Source organism: Pseudoglutamicibacter cumminsii, assembly GCF_016907775.1.
GTDB classification, from domain to species: Bacteria; Actinomycetota; Actinomycetes; order Actinomycetales; family Micrococcaceae; genus Pseudoglutamicibacter; species Pseudoglutamicibacter cumminsii.
This window is the reverse complement of sequence record NZ_JAFBCO010000001.1, coordinates 804034-828188: the sequence shown is the minus strand read 5'-3', so window position 1 is coordinate 828188 and position 24155 is coordinate 804034. Positions and strand designations below refer to the sequence as shown.

General features: G+C 58.4%; 25 protein-coding genes and 1 pseudogene. 8 read left to right on the top strand and 18 right to left on the bottom strand.

The window, feature by feature from the left end; translation table 11 throughout:
- Window positions 1-22 precede the first annotated feature (22 nt).
- The 6 genes from JOD50_RS03800 to JOD50_RS03775 all read right to left on the bottom strand — a co-directional run bounded on the left by JOD50_RS03800 (window position 23) and on the right by JOD50_RS03775 (window position 2571).
- Window positions 23-517: a single-stranded DNA-binding protein gene (locus JOD50_RS03800; protein WP_239541518.1), complete on the bottom strand. Its 495-nt coding sequence runs from the start codon at window positions 515-517 to the stop codon at window positions 23-25.
- Window positions 514-1104 carry a hypothetical protein gene (locus JOD50_RS03795; RefSeq protein WP_204880463.1) on the bottom strand — a complete coding sequence of 197 codons (591 nt, stop codon included), beginning with the start codon at window positions 1102-1104 and terminating at the stop codon, window positions 514-516. The genes JOD50_RS03800 and JOD50_RS03795 overlap by 4 nt, the downstream gene beginning before the upstream one ends.
- Complete coding sequence (locus JOD50_RS03790; RefSeq protein WP_204880462.1) at window positions 1089-1865, bottom strand: lambda exonuclease family protein; 777 nt, start codon at window positions 1863-1865, stop codon at window positions 1089-1091. The genes JOD50_RS03795 and JOD50_RS03790 overlap by 16 nt, the downstream gene beginning before the upstream one ends.
- Window positions 1862-2053 (bottom strand): hypothetical protein, encoded by a 192-nt coding sequence (locus tag JOD50_RS03785; protein ID WP_204880461.1) that lies wholly within the window; start codon window positions 2051-2053, stop codon window positions 1862-1864. The genes JOD50_RS03790 and JOD50_RS03785 overlap by 4 nt, the downstream gene beginning before the upstream one ends.
- A gap of 5 nt (window positions 2054-2058) precedes the next feature.
- Complete coding sequence (locus JOD50_RS03780) at window positions 2059-2211, bottom strand: hypothetical protein (protein ID WP_204880460.1); 153 nt, start codon at window positions 2209-2211, stop codon at window positions 2059-2061.
- Between the two features lie 159 nt (window positions 2212-2370).
- Entirely contained in the window at window positions 2371-2571 is a 201-nt protein-coding gene (locus JOD50_RS03775) for a helix-turn-helix domain-containing protein (RefSeq protein ID WP_204880459.1), read from the bottom strand.
- A gap of 309 nt (window positions 2572-2880) precedes the next feature.
- On the opposite strand from JOD50_RS03775, the gene JOD50_RS03770 reads away from it, so the two are divergent.
- The 3 genes from JOD50_RS03770 to JOD50_RS03760 all read left to right on the top strand — a co-directional run bounded on the left by JOD50_RS03770 (window position 2881) and on the right by JOD50_RS03760 (window position 4868).
- Complete coding sequence (locus tag JOD50_RS03770; protein WP_204880458.1) at window positions 2881-3315, top strand: helix-turn-helix domain-containing protein; 435 nt, start codon at window positions 2881-2883, stop codon at window positions 3313-3315.
- Between the two features lie 78 nt (window positions 3316-3393).
- Window positions 3394-3735, top strand: a complete 342-nt coding sequence (locus tag JOD50_RS03765) for an ImmA/IrrE family metallo-endopeptidase (protein ID WP_204880457.1) — start codon at window positions 3394-3396, stop codon at window positions 3733-3735.
- Window positions 3726-4868 carry a tyrosine-type recombinase/integrase gene (locus JOD50_RS03760; RefSeq protein WP_204880456.1) on the top strand — a complete coding sequence of 381 codons (1143 nt, stop codon included), beginning with the start codon at window positions 3726-3728 and terminating at the stop codon, window positions 4866-4868. Before JOD50_RS03765 ends, JOD50_RS03760 begins: the two co-directional genes overlap by 10 nt.
- Window positions 4869-4956: 88 nt before the next feature.
- Here JOD50_RS03760 and JOD50_RS03755 read toward each other — a convergent pair whose 3' ends face one another.
- The 5 genes from JOD50_RS03755 to JOD50_RS03735 all read right to left on the bottom strand — a co-directional run bounded on the left by JOD50_RS03755 (window position 4957) and on the right by JOD50_RS03735 (window position 9223).
- Complete coding sequence (locus JOD50_RS03755) at window positions 4957-5253, bottom strand: YciI family protein (protein ID WP_204880455.1); 297 nt, start codon at window positions 5251-5253, stop codon at window positions 4957-4959.
- 90 nt (window positions 5254-5343) lie between these two features.
- A complete protein-coding gene (locus tag JOD50_RS03750; protein WP_204880454.1) occupies window positions 5344-6102 on the bottom strand; it encodes an IclR family transcriptional regulator in 759 nt (252 codons plus the stop codon).
- A 2-nt stretch (window positions 6103-6104) separates the two neighbouring features.
- Entirely contained in the window at window positions 6105-7664 is a 1560-nt protein-coding gene (locus JOD50_RS03745; RefSeq protein ID WP_239541517.1) for a tripartite tricarboxylate transporter permease, read from the bottom strand.
- Window positions 7661-8206, bottom strand: a complete 546-nt coding sequence (locus JOD50_RS03740; protein ID WP_204880453.1) for a tripartite tricarboxylate transporter TctB family protein — start codon at window positions 8204-8206, stop codon at window positions 7661-7663. Before JOD50_RS03740 ends, JOD50_RS03745 begins: the two co-directional genes overlap by 4 nt.
- 39 nt (window positions 8207-8245) lie before the next feature.
- Window positions 8246-9223, bottom strand: a complete 978-nt coding sequence (locus tag JOD50_RS03735) for a tripartite tricarboxylate transporter substrate binding protein (RefSeq protein ID WP_204880452.1) — start codon at window positions 9221-9223, stop codon at window positions 8246-8248.
- 235 nt (window positions 9224-9458) lie between these two features.
- On the opposite strand from JOD50_RS03735, the gene JOD50_RS03730 reads away from it, so the two are divergent.
- Window positions 9459-10487, top strand: a complete 1029-nt coding sequence (locus tag JOD50_RS03730) for a LacI family DNA-binding transcriptional regulator (protein ID WP_204880451.1) — start codon at window positions 9459-9461, stop codon at window positions 10485-10487.
- A gap of 22 nt (window positions 10488-10509) precedes the next feature.
- Here the strand turns inward: JOD50_RS03730 and JOD50_RS03725 are convergent, their stop codons facing one another.
- From JOD50_RS03725 to JOD50_RS03715, 3 genes are all read right to left on the bottom strand, one after another.
- A complete protein-coding gene (locus JOD50_RS03725; protein WP_204880450.1) occupies window positions 10510-12354 on the bottom strand; it encodes a bifunctional sugar phosphate isomerase/epimerase/4-hydroxyphenylpyruvate dioxygenase family protein in 1845 nt (614 codons plus the stop codon).
- 191 nt (window positions 12355-12545) lie between these two features.
- On the bottom strand, window positions 12546-13328 hold the full coding sequence (locus tag JOD50_RS03720; protein ID WP_204880449.1) for an alpha/beta fold hydrolase: 783 nt from the start codon (window positions 13326-13328) through the stop codon (window positions 12546-12548).
- A 67-nt stretch (window positions 13329-13395) separates the two neighbouring features.
- Window positions 13396-13674: a YciI family protein gene (locus JOD50_RS03715; RefSeq protein WP_204880448.1), complete on the bottom strand. Its 279-nt coding sequence runs from the start codon at window positions 13672-13674 to the stop codon at window positions 13396-13398.
- A gap of 198 nt (window positions 13675-13872) precedes the next feature.
- Here JOD50_RS03715 and JOD50_RS03710 point away from each other — a divergent pair, with 198 nt between their 5' ends.
- The 4 genes from JOD50_RS03710 (at window position 13873) to JOD50_RS10375 (ending at window position 19153) form a co-directional block, all read left to right on the top strand.
- Window positions 13873-14052 (top strand): PDDEXK family nuclease, encoded by a 180-nt coding sequence (locus JOD50_RS03710; protein WP_204880447.1) that lies wholly within the window; start codon window positions 13873-13875, stop codon window positions 14050-14052.
- Window positions 14049-14318: an abortive infection family protein gene (locus JOD50_RS10690; protein WP_204881520.1), complete on the top strand. Its 270-nt coding sequence runs from the start codon at window positions 14049-14051 to the stop codon at window positions 14316-14318. Before JOD50_RS03710 ends, JOD50_RS10690 begins: the two co-directional genes overlap by 4 nt.
- Window positions 14319-14552: 234 nt before the next feature.
- Window positions 14553-16568, top strand: a complete 2016-nt coding sequence (locus JOD50_RS03700; RefSeq protein ID WP_204880446.1) for a site-specific DNA-methyltransferase — start codon at window positions 14553-14555, stop codon at window positions 16566-16568.
- Entirely contained in the window at window positions 16568-19153 is a 2586-nt protein-coding gene (locus tag JOD50_RS10375) for a DEAD/DEAH box helicase (protein WP_239541516.1), read from the top strand. Before JOD50_RS03700 ends, JOD50_RS10375 begins: the two co-directional genes overlap by 1 nt.
- A gap of 87 nt (window positions 19154-19240) precedes the next feature.
- On the opposite strand, the pseudogene JOD50_RS10595 reads toward JOD50_RS10375, so the two are convergent.
- The 4 genes and pseudogenes from JOD50_RS10595 to JOD50_RS03675 form a co-directional block, all read right to left on the bottom strand.
- A pseudogene (locus JOD50_RS10595) lies at window positions 19241-19435 on the bottom strand (recombinase zinc beta ribbon domain-containing protein); the annotation flags it as partial.
- 531 nt (window positions 19436-19966) lie between these two features.
- Complete coding sequence (locus tag JOD50_RS03690) at window positions 19967-20662, bottom strand: DUF4062 domain-containing protein (protein WP_338052001.1); 696 nt, start codon at window positions 20660-20662, stop codon at window positions 19967-19969.
- A 210-nt stretch (window positions 20663-20872) separates the two neighbouring features.
- Entirely contained in the window at window positions 20873-21085 is a 213-nt protein-coding gene (locus JOD50_RS03685) for a hypothetical protein (protein ID WP_239541515.1), read from the bottom strand.
- Between the two features lie 561 nt (window positions 21086-21646).
- Entirely contained in the window at window positions 21647-24100 is a 2454-nt protein-coding gene (locus JOD50_RS03675; RefSeq protein ID WP_204880444.1) for a choice-of-anchor M domain-containing protein, read from the bottom strand.
- Window positions 24101-24155 lie beyond the last annotated feature (55 nt).

Here is a 24155-nt window from a genome sequence, read left to right as displayed (position 1 = left end):
GGCTAGCCGGGTGTGGTGTGGTTTAGAACGGTGGAGCGGCTTGCGGGGTTCCGGCGGGTAGGTCCCAGCCCTGCTGCTGTGGTTGTGGCTGTGGTTGTGGCTGTTGTGGTTGTCCACCCCAAGGCGAACCAGCACCGGCGTTGTTGTTCATGCCGCTGTTGGCTTTCGTGACGTTCGCGGTTGCGTACCGTAGCGACGGCGCGATCTCATCCGCTTCAAGCTCCCACGCCGTCCGATTGTTGCCCTCTTTGTCTTGATAAGAACGCGCCTTCAGCTTCCCAACGACGACAACCCGCATCCCCTTCGCGAGGGTTTCCGCGGCGTGCTCTGCCTGTTCACGCCAAGCGTTGCACCGCATGAACAGCGCTTCACCGTCAACCCACTGCTGCGCCTGTTTGTCGTATGTGCGCGGGGTTGATGCGACCGTGAAGTTCACTACCGCCGCCCCGTTCTGTGTGAAACGTAGTTCAGGGTCCGCGGTCAGGTTTCCGATGATGGTCAGGTGTGTATCTGTCATGACTGGTTTTCTCCTTGCGTGTTTGTGAGGTTCGCCCATTGTTTGCGGGCCGCTTCCATAGCCGCCGCGGGCGCGTCGATGGTTTTGAGGTGTTCAGCTAGCGCCGTAATCTCTTCGACGGTTCGTGTCTGATGTATTTGCGCGATAAGCCCGGGTTCGTCCACAGCCGCCGCCGCATCATCCATAGGCAGCGGGTGGACGTCGTAAGGGGCTTTTGGCGTGTTCTTGCCGGTTCTCACCCAAACCTGTTTGCCGCCGTCGATGTGGCTTAGGTGGCTGATTCGGAGGGTTTCGCCGGTTCTGCTGAGTCGCTTAGCGCCATAGTCAGGGGCTAGGGTCATCCGCCTGCCGACATAGGCCCGCCCATTAGCACCCCATAGCGCTACAAGAACGAACAGGGCTTGCGCTCCGGGGTGGTATACACGGTCTTTGACTTCCTCAAAATAGATTTGAGTTTCGTATCCTTCGGGCCCGTTAGTGTCAACTGCTCTAACAGTGAAGGTTTCCGGGCCGTGCACGAAATAACCCATCGTGAACCGATCGCTCTTTGGACGCGTATAGATTGCAAGGTCTAGTTCGTCGGACATAGGTCAATCACCGTCGCTTCTTCGTCGAAGGGGTCAAACCACGGGTCGAACGGTTCGCCGCTGGTCGCGGTCCGGTGCAGGTTGACCAGCGCGTTCACTTTGGTTTCTGCTGCTTGAACGGCGGCCTTGATTGTGTTCACCCAAGCCGGGTCTGACACCGTGTAGCTAACGATTGGGGTTAGGCCCGGCGTGTACGCCATGAACACGCCGCGGGTTCGTCCGCTCACATATAGCCCGGCCTGTACCTGCAACATGTGTTCAGCTGGCACATAGGCCGCCTGCCCGTATTCCCGCCGCGTCGCTTCCCAATCTTCAAACCAGGTCAAGAACTTCTCGGGTCCGGGGCATTTGATTTCAAGAATCCCGTCATCGTCGATGAGCCCGTCAGGTGAATACCCGATCCGGTACGCGGGCGCGGTATCGGTCGCTTCATGGTCGCGAGTAATGAACCCGGCTTCCGTTAGCGTCTGCCCATCCGCTAGCCAGTGTTGTTTGAAGTGTTCCCGTGCGTAAGGCTCTAGTTCGGTGCCGCGCCGCATCGCAAACGTTGTAGCGCCGGCGTCAACCGGGTGCCCCGTAAGCCGCTCCATCGCTAGCCGGTAGATGAGGCCCCGGCTCGTCGCGTTGTCTGCGACCCCTAGCCGCGGCGTCAAGAGCTTGTGGACGTTGGATGCGGTGACGATACCGGCGCGCGCCTCAAACCAAGCCGGTGTTCCCTGCTCAAACGACTCATGAACCGTGATCCCGTTATCCGCCGTCATGCCGCCGCCTTCGGGCTGTCGTCAGGGGTCTTGCCTGTGAGCGCATCCGCTAGCTTCTGCGCGTCATAGTCGTTCAACTCAATCTGTGCGGTGTCCCCGTCGAGCTCAACGACAACGAGCACGGTTGATGTGTAGCTGCGGGTGTTGTCTTTGTAGACGAACGCGCCGCCTTTCCTGTTGACGATCATGTTGTTTAGATTCCTTCCGGGTATAGGTCGAACACGTGGATGATCCAAAGAATGAGTTGGATGAGTAGGTAGGGTCCTGCGACGGCGGTTAGCGCGCCTGCGAGCATCGGTAACCAAACCGGCCCATCGTCGTAGGTGTCTCTGTTGTGGTTGGTCATCGGGTTGCCTTTCGTGGTTCCGCTCGGTGCCGTGGTTTGCGTCGCTGTATTCCGAGAACATCCGGCGCGATAGCTGCGATGATCAGGCCGATGACAACGGCGGTGATGATGCTGAGGATGATTGCGAGGATCATTTGCTTGTTGTCTCCCTTGGTTTGGTTAGCGGTGTGTTTTCGCGGCTTGGTGTTCTTGGTATTGCGCGATCCATTTGTTTGTTGTTCGCCAGCTAGCGTTCACGCGGTCGCTCATCCGGTAGCCCTTTAGTTCGCCGGCGTTCAGTAGCGCGCGAACGGTTGGCATAGACACGCCCAACACTTCTGCCGCGGTCTTGACGTCTAGCGCGGTGTTGTCGTTGACCATCCGTTCCCCCTTCCTGTTGTGCTGTGTGCTGTTTGACGTTATACAGATTGACCATGCGAATGCGGCGTTTAGCCGTTCTGTTGTCGCGTAGCGCCCTATTCACGCGGTGCGCTGTTTTGCGCTATTCTGCGTTCTTCTGCGCTCTGTATAGCGTGCGATATCAGGCTATACACATAACAAGCGAATTTCAACACCGTAATTACGTGACTGGCATATTTCCCGCGAGATTCCGCGCCTAAATCGTTACAACACGGCGCGTCGTTTCCTGCGTACAGTTAGACATGAGACACCACCAACCAGGAACACAAAATGAGCCAACTATCTGACTTGCTGAACCGATTGAACACGCAAGGGCTAAGTTCTAGACGCATAGCCGAAGAAGCCGCCAAACACGGCTACAGCATTTCGCACGGAAGCGTTTCACGCTACTTGAACGGCGCTCACCCCGCCAAACCATCAAACGAGATGATCGAAGGGCTAGCCGCGGCGTTCCGGATAGATGCCGACCTCCTAAGAGCCGCCGCCGGCATCCCCCAACACCTAGGCCCCTTCGAACTCCCAGCCGACGCCGCCGCCCTCAACCGAGAAGAACGCGCCGCAATCCTCCAACTTGTCCGTGTCATGGTGAACCAGAAAACACCACAGCAAACAGACGTGTACGGCCTCGCGGCTGACACTACGCCCGGCGGTACGGTCAGCGACCTCATTGAACGGGAATGGCCAGGCGATGACGCGCCGGCTTAGTTCAAACTGTCAGGGTGCTGTGTTGCGGTTGCTGTTATGTGGTGTCCATGGAGCGCGGCTAACGAACGCGGTGTCATCGTGATCGAAGATTGCACGCTCCCGGCCGGCGTGAAGGGCATGACAGACGGCCGCCGCATCGTGTACCTATCCGAGGCGCTCCGAACTGAGATAGATCGGCGGTGCACACTCACACACGAACTGATTCACATCGAACAGGGCCATGTTGGTTCACAGCCGGCCGCGATAGAACACGCCGTCCGCCGCGCTACAGCGTTACGGCTCGTTCCTGCGTGCCTCTACCGTGAAGGCATCCAATGGACGCCGCATCTATCCGAGCTCGCCGAATACTGGCATGTGACACCCGGGGTCGCTCTAGACCGCATCACAGCCGCCAAGAATGAGGTGACCCGATGCGTGTAGTTGATGCTTGGCATAACAAGGACCGGACCAGAACAGCACGGTACGGGAAAGGTAAACGCTGGGTAGCTGTATGGCGTGAAACACCCGGTAAGCCACAACGCAAACGGTCGTTCACAACCAAGATAGCCGCGGAAGCGTTCATAACCGAGCGGCGACGTGAAGCCGAGAACATAGCCGCCGGCCGCGCCATACGCCGCGAACCCGTCCAATACGGCGCGCTAGTCGAAGAATGGCTAGCACAACGAGGAACGTTAGCGAAGAACACGCAAGCGAGTACGAACACCTATTTGAAGCAATACATACTGCCCCGCTTCAAAGATGAGTACGTGAACCGTATCGACTGGCTATCCGTAAACCAGTGGGTGAGCGACCTAGCTAGAACCGAGCTAGAACGGTCTACTATCGGAACTATCTACAGCAAACTGAAAGCGTCGCTAAACTACGCGGTCAAGGCCGGGTACATCGTCACGACCCCGTGTAAAGACATCCAGCTACCTAAGCCCGCCCCGAAACGGGTCAAGCCGCTCACATCCGAAACTGTTCAACAGATCATCGACTTGTTGCCTGCTGACCTTCCCGGGCTACGTGCCGGGGTCGTGTTCGCCGCCTCAACCGGGTTACGTCCTAGCGAATGGTGCGGCCTCACCGTCGATAACATCGACCTCGATACGGGTATTGTCCGTGTCGAACATCAGCTTGCCGGCAACGTCAAAGATTGGGAGCTTGCGCCGCTCAAGACCCCGCATTCTTATCGTGATGTTGAGATAGGGCCCGCGGTCGTTGAACTGCTGCGACCCCTCACCGAAGATCCTGGGCCCGCGGGTTTGGTGTTCACGTATAAGGATGGCGGGCCGCTCACCTATCCGCGAATCTGGTTACCGTGGAAGCGGCTACGTGAAACGTTAGGCGACCATATCGGGCCGGGCTGGCATCAGCTCAGGCACTATCACGCGTCGCTGTTGATTGCCGGCGGTGCGTCGCCTGTAGCTGTTGCTAAGCGTTTAGGTCACGCGAACGCGAACGAGACCCTAGCGACGTATGCCCACCTATGGCCAAGCGATCAGGCGCGCCTTGTATCGTTAAGCGATGGCGTAGTGAATCTAAGTCACCACGAAAACACCACAGCCCCCTAAAATCCGCATGTTTTAGCGGGTTCTTATTATCGTCGTGGTAGGTTTACCAGTTCCGTGACGCGTCGCTGTGTTGTGACCGCCGCAAACATTATTCTGAATCCGCACCAGGGATGGAACCGAAGAACAGATTCCATTGATTAATGCTTCGCTCAGCAATGAGGTTTTCGCGTGCGAAAGGGTCGTTACCCATGATCGCTGCAGCGTCCTCAGCGTTATCAGCTTTGATCAGCAGTAGTGCCCCGGTGTTAGGGACAGACCAGGGGCCGGACGCGAGTAGAGTCCCCGCCTCGTGGAGACCGGACAAAAACTCAACATGTTCGGGCCGGAACTCGCCCATTTTTTCGGTGTCTTGGCCGTATGTGTATTGGATAGCAAAAATTGCCATGACGGTCGCCTCCACGGTCGTGCTTACGTTGAATAGCTCTATAGTTGAGCATTCTTAGCGCCGCCGAATGAAAAATCCCATTGAATGAGACTAATTGGGAGATGCTGCCAGGCCCAGGCTTCGCGCAGCTGAAATAAGTACCGGCAGTTGGGAGCGCAGGTCTACATCTCGAGCCTTCGTCACAAAGGTCAGCGCCCCCAGCAGTTCACGGTGCGGACCGAAAACGGGTACAGCAGTGCCCGTGGAGGATTTGACCAGTACACCGCTGAGATGACAGAAGCCTTCCGACTTCACTTTCGCGAGCAAAGACCGCAACTGTTTCCGGGTCGTGTTGATTTGGGTTAGCTGTTCTTCCGTCACCTCGCGGAGGGTTCGTTCCCACACTTTTGGGTCGGAGAAAGCTATCAGCACTAGTCCGGTGGCGGTGAGAAGCGCGGGCAACCGCCCGGCGACCTCGGTGAGGTCTTGTTCCGGGTTGAGGTCGCCCGCGCGTTCTAGATAAATGATGGAGCCGTCGTCGTGGTCGAGCACGGCTAGCGAGACGTTGACGTTGAGGGTCTCGTGGATTCCTTGAAGGAATGGCCGCGAGAGTCTGCCGAGGTATTCGTAGCCGCTCGCCCGGACCCCGTACTCCCACAGTTTTAGCCCGATGGCGTACGTGCCTTCGCTGGTTCGCCTAAGAAAGCCTTCGTGCTCGAGTTCATGCAGCATCCGGTACGTGGTTGAACGGCTGATGCCGGTCAACCTGGCGATCTGAGCGGCAGAAAGCACGGGTTTCTCTTGATCAAAGCAACCCAGGATCTTGGAGATCCGCTGCAGTACGCTCTCGCCGGATGGTGAATTTGCCATGACTAAGGGTGTGGGAAATATCCGATCTTCTTGCCAGCCTTCTTGCGCTTAGTAACCAGCCCGCGAATCACGGGGCTGAGCAGCGCAAGCGCAGAAATGATGAGCAGTACCATCGCGATAGGCGAGGTCCACAGGCTTTCCAGACCTCCACCGATGAGGGTCCTCCGGAGGTTTGATTCCGCCAGAGGCCCCAGAATGAGGCCCAAGACCGTCGGTCCCGTAGGGAAACCGAACCGCACCATGAACAGCCCAACCAGGCCGAAGATCATCATCATAATGACCTCGAATACCGAGTTGTTGATCGAGTACGTACCGACCATGCAGAACACCAGAATAATGGTCCACAGGTACGGTTTAGGCAATTCGAGTAGCTTGACCATGCCCTTCATGCGCACGAGCGAGACACCCAATGACAACACGGTCGCTACCAGCATGATGGTGGCCAAGGTGAAGACGAGTTGCGGCTGCGTCGAGAACAGAGCCGGGCCGGGCTGGATGCCCCAGATCATCATGGAGCCAATGATCACAGCCATGACTGAGTCACCTGGGACACCCAACGACATACTTGTTGTTACCGAGCCGCCCAACGTTGCGGTCGAGGCGGTGTCACCCGCCGTGAGTCCTTCCACAGACCCCTTGCCGAACTCTTCCGGCTTTTTAGATACGCGCCGAGCTGAGTCCCACGCAATGATGCCAGCGATATCGCCGCCGACAGCCGGAACCATGCCGACTACCGAACCAGAACCGGCACCCAGCGTCATTGGCTTGAGAATTCGGCGCATCACAGACCGGCTTGGCATCCATGAATTCATCTGAGTAATAGGTGCCTCTTCACGCGCAGCCTTGCGGTGCGTCATCATCTGATTCAGCACTTCAGCAACGCCGAAGAGTCCGATGATGACCGGGATGAACGGAATGCCGCTGTTAAGCTCCGGAATGTCAAAGACGAACCGCTGACCACCCGTGATTGGGTCGCGTCCCACCGTTGCCAGTGCCAGGCCGAAGAGGCCTGCGATGAGTCCCTTAATGATGCGGCCCGAAGAGACACCGATCATCATGGTCAAACCGAAAACGACCAACGCGAATAGCTCAGGCGGCCCAAACTTCATTGCGAATTGGGACAGCGGGATTCCAGCAATAGACAGCAAAATGATGCCGAAAATCATGCCGAATGCCGAGGCGAACGCGGAGGTGGTCATAGCCAGGCCGGCTTGGCCCTTCTTCGCCATCGGGTAGCCATCGAACGTTGTTGAGATCGATGCTGGCGTGCCCGGTGTGTTCAAAAGGATTGCCGGCACTCGGTCACCGAATTGCGCTGCCACGTAGATGGTCAGCAGCACGGCTAGACCTTGTGTGGGTTCCAAGGTCAAGGTGAAACCCGAGGCGAGCGCCACCGCCATCGTGGCTGTGACGCCCGGGAAAGCGCCCACGAGCATGCCCACGAGCATCCCGAAAAAGATGTATATCAGGGTTTCAAAATTCAGAACCGCCAACGCGCCTTCGGCTACGACGTTCCCGACGAGCAGAGTGTTTGGCATGTCGAAAGAGAGGAATTCACTCATAGTGGGACCTTCAACAACACAATGAACAGCAAGTGCAGAGTCAAACCGATCACAACGGGAAACAAGATCAGCGCTTTCCAACCGCGGCGATCGAATAGAACCGAAAGGAGGAAGACAACGACAATCGTGATGAGCCAAAATTGCAGCACGCGCCACAACATCAGATAGCCGATCAACACGACTGCGGCACCAGCGAACCGGCTAAGGCCCCAAGCGCTAATCCTTTCCGGGATATCGTCTGGGCGGGTTCCGCGGATCACATTTGTGACCACCAGAAGCGCGCCTAAGCCGATCAAGCCCACAGCCAGCATCGTCGGCCAGAATCGAGCTCCAATTTCTCGATCGCCGGCTTGGATGTTTTGGGCCTGGATGAGGATGAAAACGCCGAGGAGAATCGACACGGCCACGGGCAACAATTCGCGCATGCGGTAGCCGGCTAGGCCACGAGCCTGTGGAGCGGTTTGCTCGGGTTCATGGTCTCCGATGGCGCTTTCACCCTCATGCGGGAGCGCAGCCAGGGGTTCTCGCTTTGCTTCAGACATTTCAGCTCTTTGTTTCAGGCTGACCAGTAGTGGCCAGTTTTACTTAGCCTTCGCCAGGTCGATCCACTTGCCGTGAATCTCTGCCTGTTCATTGATGTACTTGGTGAAGTCTTCGGAGTTGCGGCTAACCGGTACAAGGTTGGCGCCCTCGATCACCTTTTTGTATTCAGGATCTTCAACGGCCTTCTCCAGAGCGTTGGAGAGCTTCTTGACGACCTCTTCATCCATGCCCTTCGGCCCCATGATGCCGGTGAACGAAGAGTTCTGAAGGTCGATTCCCAGTTCCTTCATGGTCGGAACGTCTGGTAGTGTTTCGAGGCGTTCTTCAGAAAGCACTGCGAGGTAGCGCATCTTGCCGCCATCTACATTGGCTTTTTGTGAGCCAGCTGCGTCGATGGAGAAATCGACGTCGCCTGCAGCTGCGGCCTGGATGGCAGGTGCTGATCCGTCAAACGGAACGTTCTTCAGTTCGATGCCAGCCAACTCTTGGAAGCCCTGTGCAGGGTTATCCCAGACCGACCCGACGCCTGGGCTTGAGTAGGTGATTGCGCCAGGCTTTTCTTTCGCCGCATCGATCAGGTCTTGCAGTGTCTTGTATGGGCTATCGGCCTTAACTGCGATGGCTCCTGGGCCCTCAAGCAGCTGCCCGATGTAGGTGTAGTCATCTGGATTGACGTCGTAATCCATGTACTGGAGCGTCGCTACTTCCATACCCAAAACAGACAGTTTGTATCCGTCTGGGTCTTGGTCAGCGAGCCAGTTGTAGCCGATAGAGCCGTTTGCGCCCGGCTTGTTTTCTACAACAATGTTGACTCCAAGCTCCTTTTCGAGTGAGGAGGCAACGGTGCGTGCGGAAAGGTCGCCTGAACCGCCTGGCTGCCAAGGGACAATAAGCTGAATGTCCTTGTTGGGGAATTCTCCGTCGTTTGCCTTACCGTCGCCTACGTTGGCGCATCCGGCGAGGAGGGATGCACTCGAAATCGCTGCGATTCCTGCTAGCAAGGTCTTTTTCTTCATCGAGAACATGGTGGTTACGCCTCTCTCATAGGGCCTCGTGCGAGTCGCCGGGACAGATCTTGCAAAGACTTCCGGGCGGGAGTGGTGCATCCAAAGCTCTCACAACCGGCAAATTCCGGATAGAGTTTTGCCAAACTTTGCCATAGTGTGGTGATCCAGATCACATTTAGTCTGTTCTTGCCTGAGTGCAAAAGGCTTGGGAAAGCATGGGTTTGAAGGGTCACAGGTGGACGTGATGGGAATCTTTGACAACGATGCTCTCCCTGGGAAGACCGTCACGTTGCAAGACATTGCAAATGTTGCAGGCGTAGCGGTCTCGACGGTTTCGCGTGCGTTCACAACGCCTGACCGCGTGAACTTCCAAACGATGTTGCGCATCCAGAAGATAGCAGATGAGCTTGGCTACCGCCGTCGGCCCGCGCCAGAAGTGGGTGGAGCGTCGCTACACCGCACCATTGATCTGATGGTTCAAGACATCAGTAACCCGTTCTTTACTGACCTCATGAAGGGCGCAGTTCAGGCGGCTCGTGAAGGTGACTACATGGTTCTTCTAGGCGATGCAGAAGAATCGGCAAGTGTTGAGCTTGACCATATCCGCCGAATTTTGCCGTCGGTGGATGGGCTAATTGTCTCGGCACGTTGGCTCTCGGACACAGATCTGACGGAGATCGCGCGACGCAAGCCTCTGGTTCTTTTCAATCGCGAGGCCCCGGGGATTTCTTCTGTATGCGCTGAAACACCGGAAACGAATCAGTTGCTTATCCAGCATCTGGTGTCATTGGGGCACAAGAGGATTGTGTATGTTTCTGGGCCTCGCCTGAGCTGGACGAATCAGCAACGTTGGTCGGCGGTGCTAGAGGTCACCCGTGAATACGGCTTGAGCCCCATCCAAGTTGGGCCGTTTCGGCCGCTGCTCAATCAAGGCGCGGCGGCAGCGGACCTCGCGTTGTCGTACAACCCAACGGCGATCGTCGCATATAACGATCAGCTGGCAATCGGGATGCTTCAGGCGATGGAGGCAAAGGGGGTCAGGGTGCCTGAGGACGTTTCGATTGTGGGTTACGACGACACGTTCGGGTCGAGCTTTAGCTCTCCACCTTTGACGTGCCTGCGCGCTGAGACTGAATACGCGGGACGCGAGGCGGTCCGTCTCCTCTTGGCTCAGATTAGGGGGAACCGCGAGGTTCAACGGGTACGTGTGCCGTCGGGGCTCACAGTTCGAGCCTCGACAGCACACGCGCGCAAGGAACCGGTCAGTTACTAGTTGCTCTTACTAGACTCCGTTGCTAGTTGCCGTGGGGGAACCGCGTTCTTTCGAACTGCGCGGCTAGCCGTACTGGGGCGTTGGGCGCGCCGTATCCGGAGTAGTCGCCGCGCCGTTCAACGACTTCGAAGAACATGTCGCCGATCGTCGCCGTGTAGAAGTGCAGGAATTCGCCGTCGTCGTCACGGTCGTAGAGCAGGTTGAGCTCTTTGAGTCGCGCGAGCGTTTCTGCGGGCAGGTCGTACCTGCTGGCGAGGTCGTCGTAGTAGTTTTCTGGGACCCGGAGGAACCGCATTCCCTCGGCCTGGGCGCGCTGCGCCAGGGCAATGATGTTGTTGGTTCTGATCGCGATGTGTTCCGGGTATTCGGTGGCGCCGCTCTTCTCTTGGGACGTGCCTTGCGGAACGATGTTGAGGGCGATGCGGACGGCTTGGTCCGCAGATTCCAGGACTTGGGAGCGGACGAGCCCCATGGGCCCCGGGACCTCGGTGGCGGGCAGCGTTGAGAGGTTGAGTGCGCTCGTGTAGAACAGCACGGATTCGTCGAACGCTTGCCATGGTTGCGCCACGTTGAGGTGGTCGATGGCTTCGATGATGGGCTCGCTGTTGGTGGGGGCGGCTTCGCTGAATTCTTTTTCCCAGCGCGCGGATTCGTCTGCGGAGCCGATGAAGATTTCGGTCTCGTCTGGGGCCACGACGCCCACGAGCTGCTGTTCGTCAGGCAGCTGACGGCGCGCGACGCGCGGGGCGAGCAACGCTCGTGCCTTGGCGATGGCGGTGGCTGGGTTTTCGACGTGGATCCCGAAGCCTGAAAGTTCGGTTCCGCCTTCGGGGCGGGGTTTCGCGTTGATGATGATGCGGGCGTCGCCGGCTTTCCATAGCTGCACCGGTTTGCGGCGGTGCTGGCCGAAGAACTGGAACCCGAGCTGGTAGAGGGTTTCGGCTACGAGTTCGGGGGAGTCGGTGAGGATCTCGGCGAAGTCGAAGCCTCGAGTCGGTTGCGTCGACGGCAGTGTCGCGAGGTTGAGGGCGGAGGTTTCGCTCTTTTCTTGCAGCAAGTGCGCGGTGCGGTCTTGGAGCCAGATCAGGGAGCGGAGGCCGTCGACGGCTGTTCTGCGCATGTTTGATTGGCGGAAGACGTCGTTGAAGATTTCGAGGGAGACGATGCCGTCGTAACCGGACAGCGCGAGGTACCGCATGAATTCGTCGAGTGCGAAGCCGCCTTCGCCGGGGAAGACGCGGTAGTGGCGGGACCACGAGAGGATGTCCATCGAGAGCACGGGGGCATCTGCGAGTTGGACGAAGAAGATTTTTTCGCCTGGGATGTCGGCGATGCCGGAGGGGTCGTCTCCGCGGGAGAGGATGTGGAAGGAGTCCAGGCAGATGCCCACGTTGGGGAGGTTGACGTCGCGGACGATCTCCCACGAGTGCTGGTACGTGTTGACGAAGCGACCCCACGCGAGGGCTTCGTACGCGATCTTGATGCTGTATTGGGCGGCGAGCTCGCCGAGGGTGCGGAGCTGGTCAACGAACACGCGGTCGTCGTTGATGGTTGCGGTGGCGACGTTCGAGCACACGAGGATGGTGTCGATGCCGAGCCGGTTCATGAGCTTAAATTTCGCTTCAGCTCGGTGCAGGTTGGCTTTCAGGGTGGGTTCGTCCACGCCTTCGAAGTCACGGAACGGCTGGTAGAGGTCGAGCGTGAGGTTCAGCCGCGCGGCGAGAGCCTTAACCTCTTCCGGCGACATGGGGGAGACGACGAGGTCTTGTTCGAAGATTTCGACGCCATCGAAGCCTGCCGCGGAGCACGCATGGAGTTTCTCTTCGAGAGTTCCCGAGAGACAAACGGTTGCGATGGACGTCTTCATGTTCAACCTCAGTGTTGTGTGCGGCGAGCCGTTTCCACCCAACATTAGCCTTTTCGACTTTTGGATCGGTAGGGGCGCTTCATATTTGATGCCGCGCGGCAGTCGCGCTCGCCGTCGCCGTGTACAGTCCTAGCCGCGTCGCTGCCACGCGACCGCGATGCCGCCACCGCCGTCGTTATCCGCGCCGTCGCCTAGCCCTGCGCGAGGAAGAAGTTGCGGAGTTCGGTGGCTGTGCGTTCGGGGTCTTCGACGGGGGCTAGGTGCGCCGTGTGGCTGAAGGTTACGGCTTTGCCGTTGGGTACGCCGGCCGCGATGGTGGCGCCTTCGCTTGGTGGGCAGACTTGGTCGTGTGCGCCGTTGATGGTGAGTACGGGGATGGTGACGGTGGCGAGGTCTTCGCGGACGTCGTAGGTGCCGAGTGCGCGGCAGATGGTGACGTACGACGCGAGGTCGGCTTCCCGCAGGTTGTTCAGCAGTGCTTCGGCCTGGGTGGGGTTTTCGTCGATGAATCCGGGGGCGAACCAGCCTTCGCGGCAGAACGGGACCATGATCTCGGTTCCGTTGGCGGCGGCCGCTTGGGCGCGTTCTTCCCAGGCTTCGGGTTCGCCGATTTTCGGTGCCGAGCACACGACCGCGACCGCGGCGAACCGTTCTGGGTGGTGGAGTGCGAGTTCCATGGCTACGCCGCCGGAGATGGAGACGCCGGCGAAGTAGACGCTGCGTTCCGCGGGTTGGTCGGCGACGAGTGCGGCGGCCGCGTCTGCGAGTTCCGCGACGGTGTAGGCGTCAGTGTGCACGGGGGCGCCGGCGTGGCCGGGGAGGTTGTAGCCGATCACTTCGAAGTCATCGGCGAGCTCTTGCGCGGTGGTGTTCCACAGTTCCTCTACGCCTGTTCCGATGCCGGGCCCGACGAGCAGTAACGGCTTGTTCGGGGCTGGGTCGGTGAGGCGTTGTGTTGTGAGGTTTGGGGCCACGACGGCTGGCTACCTTTCGTTATGCGGCTTGGGTGGTGATGCTCTGGCGTTCGCTGCGGTCGCTGCTTTAGAGCTCGCCGATGACGACGTTCCATTCCGCGATGGTGCGGTGGGTGATGATGCCGTGGTTGTTGAAGGGGTCGGCGTCGAGGATGCGGCCGGCCTCCTCGGCGGTTTCGGCGCGGACGATGATGAGGGCGCTGCCCGGCTCGGTTACTTTGGGGCCGGAGAGGAGCACGGTGCCGGCTTCGCGCTGTGCGGCGAGGAACGCGCGGTGTTCGGGCCGGTGCTTCTGGATGAGTTCGGCGTCGTCGATGTAGGTGTATTCAACCGCGAAAATAGCCACGAAAGCGCTCCCTTAAAGACTGTCTCAAAACATGCGTGGACTGTTTCTCTCAGGATAGTCCAGGCGGTGCAGGGGCGGCCTGGGACTGAATCTATGATGGACGCAAGGCCCGCAAGCGCGACCCCAAGCTGCCACGCAAACCCGCCACATAGGCGATTCAGTGTTACTGCGACCACACTTATTTGGTAGAAGTAGCGTATGACTATCGCTTCGCAGGACAACGCGTTCGGTGCGCTTTTTGACCGCCTGTACTTTGGTGAGCTTGATGAGCGCGATAAGGGCTCGAAGTTCGAGCGCCTGATGCGCGCGTACTTTCTGACTGACCCGTTGTATGCGAAAGACTCCCCAAAGTCGTCGACAAAACACAGACCGCTCTGACGATTAATCCTCGTGAAGTAAGCGATTTAGTCCCAGACCACGAAGCGGTCAGAGTGCTCTTGGGAACTCTTACGAGTATGGCGCGGAATCTTGCAGAATTGCGAAACAGCTCTGGCACAGGCCATGGGAAGACTATTTCGTACGTTGGACTGACGGAGCGGCACGCAAATCTTGCGGCAGGTGCCTCGCTAGCCCTCGTTGATTACCTATGGGCAACACATTTAGAGAGGAAGGCATCCGCTAGGGGCCAAGCCCCGGGGAGTTAGCTCTTTTGGTGCCCGTCTTCTGGACGGCGGCGCCCATACTTTAGGGCTTTGTATTCATAGGGGCGTTGTTTCTGAAGCTTTCAGCGATAATGGATGTAATCGTGCGTGGACTGTGAATTACCGCCTAGCTGTCCTGAGTGGATGATCTCGAAGTTTGATTACGTTTGACGGTGATATCGCGGGCATCTGGGCAGTTATCGCAGTGGCAATGAAGCGACTGGAAAGGCGAACTAGATGACGAAACAACGGCTCCAGCTCATCTGGTATAACAAAGACAAAGCCCTCATCCCTACTGAGACCGGCAAGTACGGCTACACATGGGTTGACCCCTCAGACCCGCGATACTGCGAAACCCACACCCTCGTGCTAGACGACTACGTGCAAGGTGCGCAGAGACCGAAGTCGGAAGAGTCCGAATACTCCGAGCGCGCCGACCTCGAACCCCAAGACGACAACCTACTCATCCTCGGCGAATCCGGAGACGTTCTCGAGGCCCTTACCCGCGTGCCAGAACTGGCAGACAAGTACGTCGGCAAGGTAAAGCTGATCTATATCGATCCACCGTTTAACACGGCCCAGACCTTTGCGAACTACGAGGATAACCTCGAGCACTCCGTGTGGCTCACTATGATGCGCGACCGGCTGTTGCACATGAAGAAGTTGCTCACCGACGACGGCTCGATCTGGGTTCACCTGGACTATGCCGAGAACCATCGGATGCGACTACTGATCGACGAGGTTTTCGGCGTAGAGAATTTTCTCGCTGAAATCATTTGGGAAAAGGCCGATGGCCCCCGCAATAATGCAGACAAATTTAGCGTAGACCAGGATGCGATAATAGTTTACGGAAGATCGCCAGATTCTACGGTCAACCGCATGCCCCGAACCACAGCTGACAACGCTCGGTTCAAGAATCCAGATAACGACGCGAACGGCCCATGGTGGGATGGAGATCCGACTGCGCGCCACAATAGAGGCCGACGCCAGCATCCGAGCGTTTATGGAATCCAGCACCCGATTACGGGAGAGATGAAATACCCGGGGAGTGGAGCAAATTGGTACTTTGCCCAGGAATGGATGCTGAATGAACTGTCTCATTGGGCAGATTATGAATTGGTTAATCCAGATTCGGAAGAGCTATCTATTCGCGCAGAGCTCGAAGGCGAAGGCGTCGAAATTAGAGATGACATTCCTTGTTTGAAAGTCAAGGACTGGGGAGAGCCGACTGTTAGTCGGACAATTCAACGCCTTGATGAACTTCAATGGCCGAGAATTATTTTACGTGGTGCTGACGGAAGCGCAGGTGGATTCGGTCTAAAAATGTATATTCCGGAGCGAGGCACTCCCGCGCGCACGCTATGGCGTAATAGTGATGTCGGACATAATAGAAGTGCGAAAAATGAGATCAAGTCTCTGCTGCCTGGAGTTGTTCCGTTCTCTACTCCGAAGCCCGAACGTCTCCTCGAGCGCATCATTCATATTGGGTCTAATCCTGGTGACATTGTGTTGGATGTGTTTGCGGGTTCGGGGACGACTGCTGCGGTCGCGCAGAAGATGGGTCGCCGCTGGGTAACCTGTGAACTGGTGGAAGATACGTTTAATCGGTTCACTCGTCCGCGTCTGGAGAAGGTTGTCAACGATCAAGACCCGGGAGGGATAACCCGGACGAAGGGCGAACGAGTCGACGCTACGGAAGACGGGCTACCTGATGGTGTCTCGCCAGAGGACGCCGCAAAATTCACGAGCGTGCTTAACAAGCTGATCAAGGATGACCCGGAATTAAAGAAGAGCGTCGAGGTGAAGACACTGAAGGCTGCCTCGAAGACCAGGCGCACGAAGGAAGTGCTGAACTGGCGAGGTGGCGGCGGCTTCCAGGTTGCCCATCTGTCGCCTGCGTGTTTCGACTACGACCCTGAATTGGACAGGGTGATGCTAACTGCGGCCGCGACCGGACAGACTCTGATCGAGTCGGTGGCCGCGATTCTAGGGTTCACCCTGCTGCATGCGGATGATGACTACATGTTCGACGCCCGCCGGGGCAACGCCCTCCTCAAGGTGCTGGAGGGGGTTGCCACGGTCGAGATCGTCGACTGGCTTGCTTCCCAAATCCAGCCCGGCGAGACAATCGTGCTGGCGGCCACCACGGTGATGGACGGCGTGCGCCAGCATCTACGCAAACTGGTGAAGGGATCCCGAGTGGTGGCTTTGCCGGATGATGTGTTCCGCTACAGCGAAGGTGGTGACCAGTAATGACTACCAAGCTCAACATCAGTTTTGATTCGGACATGCTGGAGTCGATCAGCTCCGAGTTCGACCTGCGCACCCCGAATAAGGAAGCGCTACGCCAGCTGGTGTTCACTCTCGAGGGTGACTACGACCCGACCGTGATGCAGGTGCTCAACCTCGCTACGGGTGTGGGCAAGACCTACTTGATGGCGGCGTTCGTGGAGTACCTGCGCCGCCAAGGGGTCGGCAACGTCGTGATCGTCACCCCAGGCAAGACGGTGCAGGCGAAGACGGTGCAGAACTTCACGCCCGGCACGCCCCGCTATATCACCGGTGCGGCGGTGCCGCCCGAGGTGGTGACCCCACAGGACTACTCGGCGTGGATCGCCCGGCAGAACGGGCCGGCCCGACTCGCGTTCGGCCGTGAAGTGCCAATGCTGGCGTTTATTTTCAACATCCAGCAGCTGATTGCTCCGAAAGATGTTGAAGGAGACACACATGGTGGCACGCAAGAGGCTATGCGTCGGAAACCGCGCCGTTTCGACGAGAACGCCGGCGTGCTCTTCGACTACCTGAAGAACCTCGATGATCTGGTTGTGATCGCCGACGAATCCCACCTCTACGGGGCCAGCGCGGTCGCATTCAATGCAGCGTTGAAGGAACTCGATCCAGCAGCGGCGATTGGTTTGACCGCGTCGGTGGACAAGGCCACCGATCACGTCATCTTCGAGTACCCGCTCTACCGCGCCATCCAGGACAAGTATGTGAAGGCCCCCGTGTTGGCGTTCCGCAAGACTGGATATGGCACCGATGAAGCCTCCGAAGAGCAGCAGTTGCGTGACGCGCTGCAATTGCGTGCGCTCAAGCAGGCCTATTACGACTCATACGCGGCTTCCCAGAACCGCGATCATGTGAATGCGGTCGCTTTCGTGGTCTGCTCCGATGTGGGGCACGCCACCCAGGTCGCCGAGCTGCTGCGCACGCCGGAGTACCTCGGCCGAGATGAGGCTGTGCTGCAGGTGGACTCCAAGCACGAGGATGAGTTGACCCAGCGTCGCCTCGACGAATTGGATCGGCCCGAATCGCCGGTGCTGGCGGTGGTGAGCGTGAACAAGCTCAAGGAAGGCTGGGATGTCAAGAACATCGCGGTCGTCGTGACACTGCGAGCGATGGCCTCGGAGGTGTTGACCCAGCAGACCATGGGGCGCGGACTGCGTTTGCCGTTTGGGAAGTACACGGGCGTGTGGCAGATTGACCAGCTCGACATCATCGCTCACCAGTCCTTCACCGAGCTGCTCAATGCGGAGAACGTGCTCCGGCAGTTCGGTCTGGACGAAGCCATCGCCGAGCCTGACAAAGCCAAGGTTGAGGAGGCGATCCGTAAAGCCGCCGAAGATTCCGGTACGGGTACAGGTACGCCCACGACCGGCGGTGACCAACCAACGATGACAACCGGTTCTGAACCGGGCACTGGTGTCAGTGGTGAGCTCGCCGGTGGTGTGGCTCCGCAGCCGGGCACCGTTCCCGTCAACGGTGGTGACGAAGGGCTGGCTTTGCCCGGTGTTGGGGTTCGTACCATCACCGAGCAGGAGGATGAGCCCACCTGGGAGCTGGTTTCGATCGGACGGAACCCGAGCTTTGCTGACGTGTCCTACCGATTCCCGGTGACGACGATGACTGTGCAGCAGCCGCCCATTGACCTGTCTGAAATCAGTGACGCCGAGATTGAGCAAGCGGCGCGTCGGGTCACCTCTGCTGGGGACGTGCTGCTGCGCAAAGAGATCATCGCCGCCCTAGGCAAGAAACTCCGGGCAGAGGATCGAGAAAGCGCCGAAGTCGACTCCGTCCACGTCGACGACGCCGACGCTGAGGAGGCGCTGGTCAAACTAGTGATCAACATGTCGTTGGTGCCCAAAACCGAACAGACCGCCCGCTACGTCGCCACGTTCCTGGTGCCGAAGTTCATGCGCGCCGTGACGTTCACCGGCTGGACCGTCAAATCCCTCGACTCCGCCCGCGCCGAACTCCTAGCGCTGATCAAGAACTACACAGCCGAGACACTGCGAGCCACCCGCGAGGTGCCGACCATACACCCCAAGTCAATGCCAGGCACCGGCTACACGCTCCCGCTTGGTGAGAAAGTGCATGACCAGATCGAGAGTCGTGACCAGTTCGTGCGAGGCCGGGTCTACGGTGGATGGTTCAAGTCGCTATTCGCTGAGGAGTCCTTCGACTCCTTCACCGGCGAATACCAGCTTGCTCGCCTGCTCAACACCTCGCCGGGGATCGTGTGGTGGCATCGCCTGCATCCGCAAGACCGGGCGTTCGTGTACTACAACGCGAAAGACCGCTACTTCCCCGACTTCGTGGCCTTGGACACCAACGGGGTGCATTGGATCATCGAAGGCAAGGAAGAGCGCGGGCGCGATGATGCCAGGGTGCAGGCCAAGCGTGAGGCTGCCGAGGCGTTGGTGCGCCGGTTGGTTGCTGAGGATGCTTACGCCGGTCAGCACTGGGGCTATCTGATCGCGTACGAGCAAGACACCGCCCGTGCCGACTCGTGGGAAGACCTGAAAGCCTTCGCTAGCCCGGTCAGCAACGCCTTGTAGCTGTGAGTTCGCCTGGTCGGCCGCCTCGCTGTTGCGCCCAGCGAGCAGCTGCAACGCCTCGGCCATCTTCACCAGCAGCACTTCCGGGTAGAGGTGGCTGGTGATGCAAGTGCCGCGCTTGACGTAGTTCGTGGGGCATTCCCACACGTCGGCCCGGTTCGGGGTACCGGAGTGCCAGGTCTTATGGCCGAACGGACGTCCGCAGTCGCCGCAGACGATCTTGCGGCACAGGCGCTTGCCGAAGGGCTTGTGCCGCGTGGGTCGACGCGGGTGCCCAGCCACGGCAACTCGCGGTCTGCAGTGCCTAGAGCCTCGGCGGCGTGGCGTTGGGCGTTGAATGCGTCCATCCACTTGACGGTGGGCCCGGCGGCGAGGTTTCCAGGAGGAAGCTGGTCAGCCGGTAGGTCAGTCGGGTTTGTACTGTTGCGAGTTCGGGGTATTGCATGGTGCGCGCTCCTGTCTTTGCGTCACGTACATACACGCGCTGATCAGGGCTACTAGCAAGTCGTAAACGGCGATACCTTTTGGCGCTCCACTGTCAGCCAGGCCCGTTGTGGTTCATGATGCCCGGCTAAGTCTCCCGGTCACGGCAGATGCCGAATTCACAACGCCCGAATAGACGGTTTGACGCTCAGCGTCATCGCGCGTTTTCCTTGTGGTGAGGAGGTTTCTCCTAACCCTCATCAGCCGCGCCTAGATCGGCGTTGTATCCACTTCCATATGGTCTTCGAAACTTTCATTCCACGCCGGATACAAATGCGCGGGAATTAAGATTTAGCCGCTTGATCGGTTCAACTAGCGAGAAAGCTGTTGTCACTGAACGTTAAAGGTCTTCGACCGCTCCTCGTCGTGCTCGAGCCACCTAATCGTTAGGGTCTGGCCCGACGTGCCCAATGAGTAGGTGACCGGGATCTTCCAAACGCTGCCAGGCTCTAGGGTGATGGGGTCATCACTGTTGGCGGTGTACATACCCCCGGACGATGCATCCGCTTCGAATTTCACGGATTCAGCGGCCTCATCGCCGATATTGGTAACTTCAAGCCAATATTCTGTTGTGTATTTGATCCTGCCGCGCTTATCGATTTCTTTTTGGTGTTGCTCGCTCTTTGAGTCGACGCGAAAACGGACGCCGGTCGGCACATGGAGCACCCCAGTAATGGAGGGATCGATCTTGGCAAGGTCATGATCGATGGCGCTCCAGATCTGGTTCTCCAGTTGGCGTATGTCATCGAATTCTCCAAGCAATCCCCGCTCCCTGATTTCATTCTTGAAATCTCGGAGTCCCTCTAGTTGCACAGTATCGACGTCATGAGGCAATGGGGCTCTTGAGAAATACAGATGTACGGGTTTGCCGCTGTCGACGGCACGCTCGATCTCTTCAACTGTTCCCGACACTGCATCTGGTGTTGGTGAGCCGAGGCGACTGCCAAAAAGTGCGACAACAATGTCGGCTCCGTCGACTCCCTGAGCGTTGATAATCTCCTGAGGGTGACCCCCGAGCAGGGGCACAGAGTCGGTCTCCCACCGCCACGGCAGTAAGACTACATTCCGAGTCGTTGCGTGGCGTCGGTTCCACGAGTGCAGAGCATCTTCGACTGCGTCTCGGGCATCGGGTACATCGGATGGGGATGCGATGAGAACGCGTAGCACGGTTGCCGAAAAGCTCATGGCTCTATCTTACTTGTACAACCGCTCTAGTGACTCGAGAAGAGGCCTAGCTTATTTAGGGCTGATAGTGATTTCTTGTTCTCTTCCGTCGCGGAATCGGAAAGTCACGGTGTCGTCGACTTCGACGGCGACGGCGCCTTTGTCGAGCAGTGCCACGTAGAGGTATGGGCTGAACTCCAGCTGCTCCACGTCAAGGTTGGCAGTTTCTTGCTGATAGTAGCGGTAGGCAGCTAGCAGCGCTATTCGATTCAGCGGCGTTGCCATCTCGTACGCTCTCGACGCGGTTCTCGGTGGCGCATTCGCCCCAACGATCGCACAGGCGCTACTGGAAGCGACCGGAACTACCGCATCGGTATCCAACTACCTGCTGCTCATGGCACTCATTTCTTTGGTCGCGGTTAGCTTGGTCAAGGACCGCCCAGGGATCGACCTGTCCGTAGCCAACGAAGCAGAACAGGAAAAGGGCGTCTGGCGATTCAGCAAGAACTGAAAATCCCGCTGAACTAACCAGCGCGGAACTCAGAACCTAACTACATAAACGACTGGGGCGCGGACCGCTTGAACGGTTCGCGCCCCAGTTGTCAGACCCCTCCTTCACAATGGATGCATGGCTTTGGTTGTGGCGAGGATGTCGGTGCCGATGGCGGCGGCTGCTTGCCCGCATTAGTCGGATCCTTGTACTCCAAGGCGATGGCCACATCATGGCCACAGAAACACACCTTGTACTCATGCTCGCCAGTTTGGATCGTTCCATACGAGGTGGCGGCCATACGGAAAGCTCGTATTGACCGCCACCTCGTTTGGTGGGAATGTCGGGCTAAGGCGCTAGTTCAGATGCTCCTTGCGGCGTGCTGTGAGTGCCCCACCAAGAAGCAGCGCGATCGCTGCTAAACCAAGCGGTAACACCGATACCGGGGCTCCAGTTTGCGCCAGTGGCCCGGCCGCCGCTTCGTGCTCGGCCGCTGAGGGAACGGATGACGCTTCGGCGCCGATTGGTTTGGTCGTGCTACCGACGGTGGAAGGCGCTTCGGCGCCGGCTCGCTCGGTTGTGCTGTCACCGGTGGCAGGATTTGCAGGCGTGGCGGATGGCCCATCGGTTTCTGTCGCCGCTTTTGAGCCCGCCTTGTAGTCATCAATTGCAGCGTTCCCCACGAGAACTAGCAGCGTGTGTGTCGGTGAGGTCGCAGTCGAACCATCAGATTTTTTCACCGTGCTACGGAAGGTGAGTTCATAGCTTCCCGGCTCCGTAAACGCCCACCCAGCATGCGCATGCGTCGGATAGTCCATGTCGATGCGCTTGGGTGTACCCGAAGCTGAACCCAATACAATCTGCGGCGCGCCGCCAAGACTGTTCGGTTGGAAAACTGCCAGCCGGCCAGGACCCTTGACCGCGACCAGCTCGAGTGACACCGGTCCGGTTATCTCCTGATAGTTGAATCGGTCGCTACTGTAGCCGGGCCAGGGTGCGCCCTCCCGTTGTGTGTGGGGCAGCACGTGGGTGCGTTTCGGTGCGGGAGCAAGCACTGCATCCCAATCTGAGCCCGCAGTTTCTCCCTTGCGTTCGTGCATCAGGTAGTCCGGTACCGCTAACGCCACATCGTCCACCTGTCGATCGATCGTGTCTGGAGCATGCTCGCGGGTGTCATCTTTCACGAGCAGATCGATGCCGCCGTTGTCAGTGGGGGTGGCGGCAAGATCGAGATGCCCATTGCCGAGGATGACTCGCTGAGTATTCGGCTCACCGGGCTGTGGGTCTGACGGTTCCGGTTCTGCCGGTTCGCTCGGTTGCGGGTCGGTGCTCGAAGTAGCGCGAACGGTGGTCGAAGCTGACACCGGCTTGCCGGGTTCATATGAATCGGTGAGGGTCACCTCTGACATCTCGGCGTTCCGCACCACCGGATGCGGGCGCAGGGTCGCTTTCAGCTGGTAGCCGTCGCTGTATGAGTCGTAGCTGGCCACAAACGAAATATGTTGTTCGCCGGTGGCATTAATGCTCGATGTCATATCGGAATACTTGCTACCAGGCTCTGGATGGTTGCTCAGGTCAACAAAGCCAACGAATCCCGGCTTTGAGAACTCGATATCGATACGGCGCGCATCTCCTTCAATTGTCGACACCGTCACCTTCGCGGTGATGTCTTCTTTCAGAGATATTTCTTTAGCGCTGAGCACCGGGCTTGCTGCTGGAGACTTCGGTGTGGCCTCGCCCGTGTCGCTCGTTGCGGCGGGCTGTCCCGGAGTGACCGTCAGCGGCGCCGAGGTGTAGCGCACTTTGCCTGATTCGTCGCGCACGGTCACCTGATAATCGGCGGTTGTGCCACCGAGCAGTTCGGTGAAGGATGCCTCGCCATCGCGGAGCTTGACGGTTGCCAGGTGAAAACCATTGACGGTGAACTCGGCGGTGCCGCTCACTGGCTCGTCCAGTGCTACACGCAGCTGGTGGAGCGGTACGGCATCGTCGTGAGAGTCGGCCACCGGCTTTACCGAAAACTTCTCGGCGCTTTTGGTCTTCGGTTGGTCTGAATCCATTGGCGTGCCGGGCCGGTTGCCGCCGACCTGCCATTGGAGGACACTGTCTTTGGAAGCGATTAGCTTGCCATCTTTACCGCGTGCGGTCGCGCGGTAGGTGAGTTCGTAACGTCCGGGGGCTGAGAACAGCGTGAGATTGTGGGTGTGGTTTCCTGGAGTGAGCGCGAAGCTGCGATAGTTGGGATCGGTTGAGCTGAGCATCCGATTGACATGGCCCAGCTCGCCTTCCTCGCGGTCGTTCCACACGAGCAGCTCTACCCGGCCTGGTCCATTGACGCTCACGAGGTCGAGTGAGAACGTGGCATCGCGGAATTTCTCGACGGGAATGCCGGTGTCGGCGCCGAAGCCCGACCAAATCTGTGCCATGCCGAGCGGATTCACTGCCGGGGTCATGTACCAGTGCTCGCCCGTTTCACGTAGGAAGTCGAGCTCGGGTGCATCCTTTTTGGCCTGGAAATAGTACTGCTGGCGACCATTGCGATCGTAGGCGCGCTCGGCATAGTTGATGGTCTGTTCAATGGGGTGCGTTGCCCCGCCGAACTGTGCGTTGAGCTTGAGACCGTCGGCTTCGTCGAAGTACACCTTGGGGCTGTCGACGTGGGAGCGTTCGGCGACTTTGAGCTGGTCGTCGTTTGGAAGCTCGGATGCGGCAGTGGGTGTTGAACCGAGAAGTGCACTCGATCCGATGATGAGGGCGAGTGTCATTGTGGCAGCGACGACGCTTTGTCGCGCTCTGACGAGAACTTGCATGGGATCGCTTTCTACTGCGTTGGCAGACTAGATGAAAATGGTTCTCAATAAGACT

Bases quoted from the DNA above. Each gene is read 5' to 3' on its own strand.
- JOD50_RS03800 (WP_239541518.1), bottom strand. From the start codon at position 517: ATGACAGATACACACCTGACCATCATCGGAAACCTGACCGCGGACCCT.
- JOD50_RS03710 (WP_204880447.1), top strand. From the start codon at position 13,873: ATGACTATCGCTTCGCAGGACAACGCGTTCGGTGCGCTTTTTGACCGC.
- JOD50_RS03780 (WP_204880460.1), bottom strand. From the start codon at position 2,211: ATGACCAACCACAACAGAGACACCTACGACGATGGGCCGGTTTGGTTA.
- JOD50_RS10375 (WP_239541516.1), top strand. From the start codon at position 16,568: ATGACTACCAAGCTCAACATCAGTTTTGATTCGGACATGCTGGAGTCG.
- JOD50_RS03740 (WP_204880453.1), bottom strand. From the start codon at position 8,206: ATGTCTGAAGCAAAGCGAGAACCCCTGGCTGCGCTCCCGCATGAGGGT.
- JOD50_RS03755 (WP_204880455.1), bottom strand. From the start codon at position 5,253: ATGGCAATTTTTGCTATCCAATACACATACGGCCAAGACACCGAAAAA.
- JOD50_RS03675 (WP_204880444.1), bottom strand. From the start codon at position 24,100: ATGCAAGTTCTCGTCAGAGCGCGACAAAGCGTCGTCGCTGCCACAATG.
- JOD50_RS03700 (WP_204880446.1), top strand. From the start codon at position 14,553: ATGACGAAACAACGGCTCCAGCTCATCTGGTATAACAAAGACAAAGCC.
- JOD50_RS03790 (WP_204880462.1), bottom strand. From the start codon at position 1,865: ATGACGGCGGATAACGGGATCACGGTTCATGAGTCGTTTGAGCAGGGA.
- JOD50_RS03785 (WP_204880461.1), bottom strand. From the start codon at position 2,053: ATGATCGTCAACAGGAAAGGCGGCGCGTTCGTCTACAAAGACAACACC.
- JOD50_RS03735 (WP_204880452.1), bottom strand. From the start codon at position 9,223: ATGAAGAAAAAGACCTTGCTAGCAGGAATCGCAGCGATTTCGAGTGCA.
- JOD50_RS03760 (WP_204880456.1), top strand. From the start codon at position 3,726: ATGCGTGTAGTTGATGCTTGGCATAACAAGGACCGGACCAGAACAGCA.
- JOD50_RS03770 (WP_204880458.1), top strand. From the start codon at position 2,881: ATGAGCCAACTATCTGACTTGCTGAACCGATTGAACACGCAAGGGCTA.
- JOD50_RS03750 (WP_204880454.1), bottom strand. From the start codon at position 6,102: ATGGCAAATTCACCATCCGGCGAGAGCGTACTGCAGCGGATCTCCAAG.
- JOD50_RS03685 (WP_239541515.1), bottom strand. From the start codon at position 21,085: ATGGCAACGCCGCTGAATCGAATAGCGCTGCTAGCTGCCTACCGCTAC.
- JOD50_RS03775 (WP_204880459.1), bottom strand. From the start codon at position 2,571: ATGGTCAACGACAACACCGCGCTAGACGTCAAGACCGCGGCAGAAGTG.
- JOD50_RS03795 (WP_204880463.1), bottom strand. From the start codon at position 1,104: ATGTCCGACGAACTAGACCTTGCAATCTATACGCGTCCAAAGAGCGAT.
- JOD50_RS03725 (WP_204880450.1), bottom strand. From the start codon at position 12,354: ATGAAGACGTCCATCGCAACCGTTTGTCTCTCGGGAACTCTCGAAGAG.
- JOD50_RS03745 (WP_239541517.1), bottom strand. From the start codon at position 7,664: ATGAGTGAATTCCTCTCTTTCGACATGCCAAACACTCTGCTCGTCGGG.
- JOD50_RS03730 (WP_204880451.1), top strand. From the start codon at position 9,459: ATGGGAATCTTTGACAACGATGCTCTCCCTGGGAAGACCGTCACGTTG.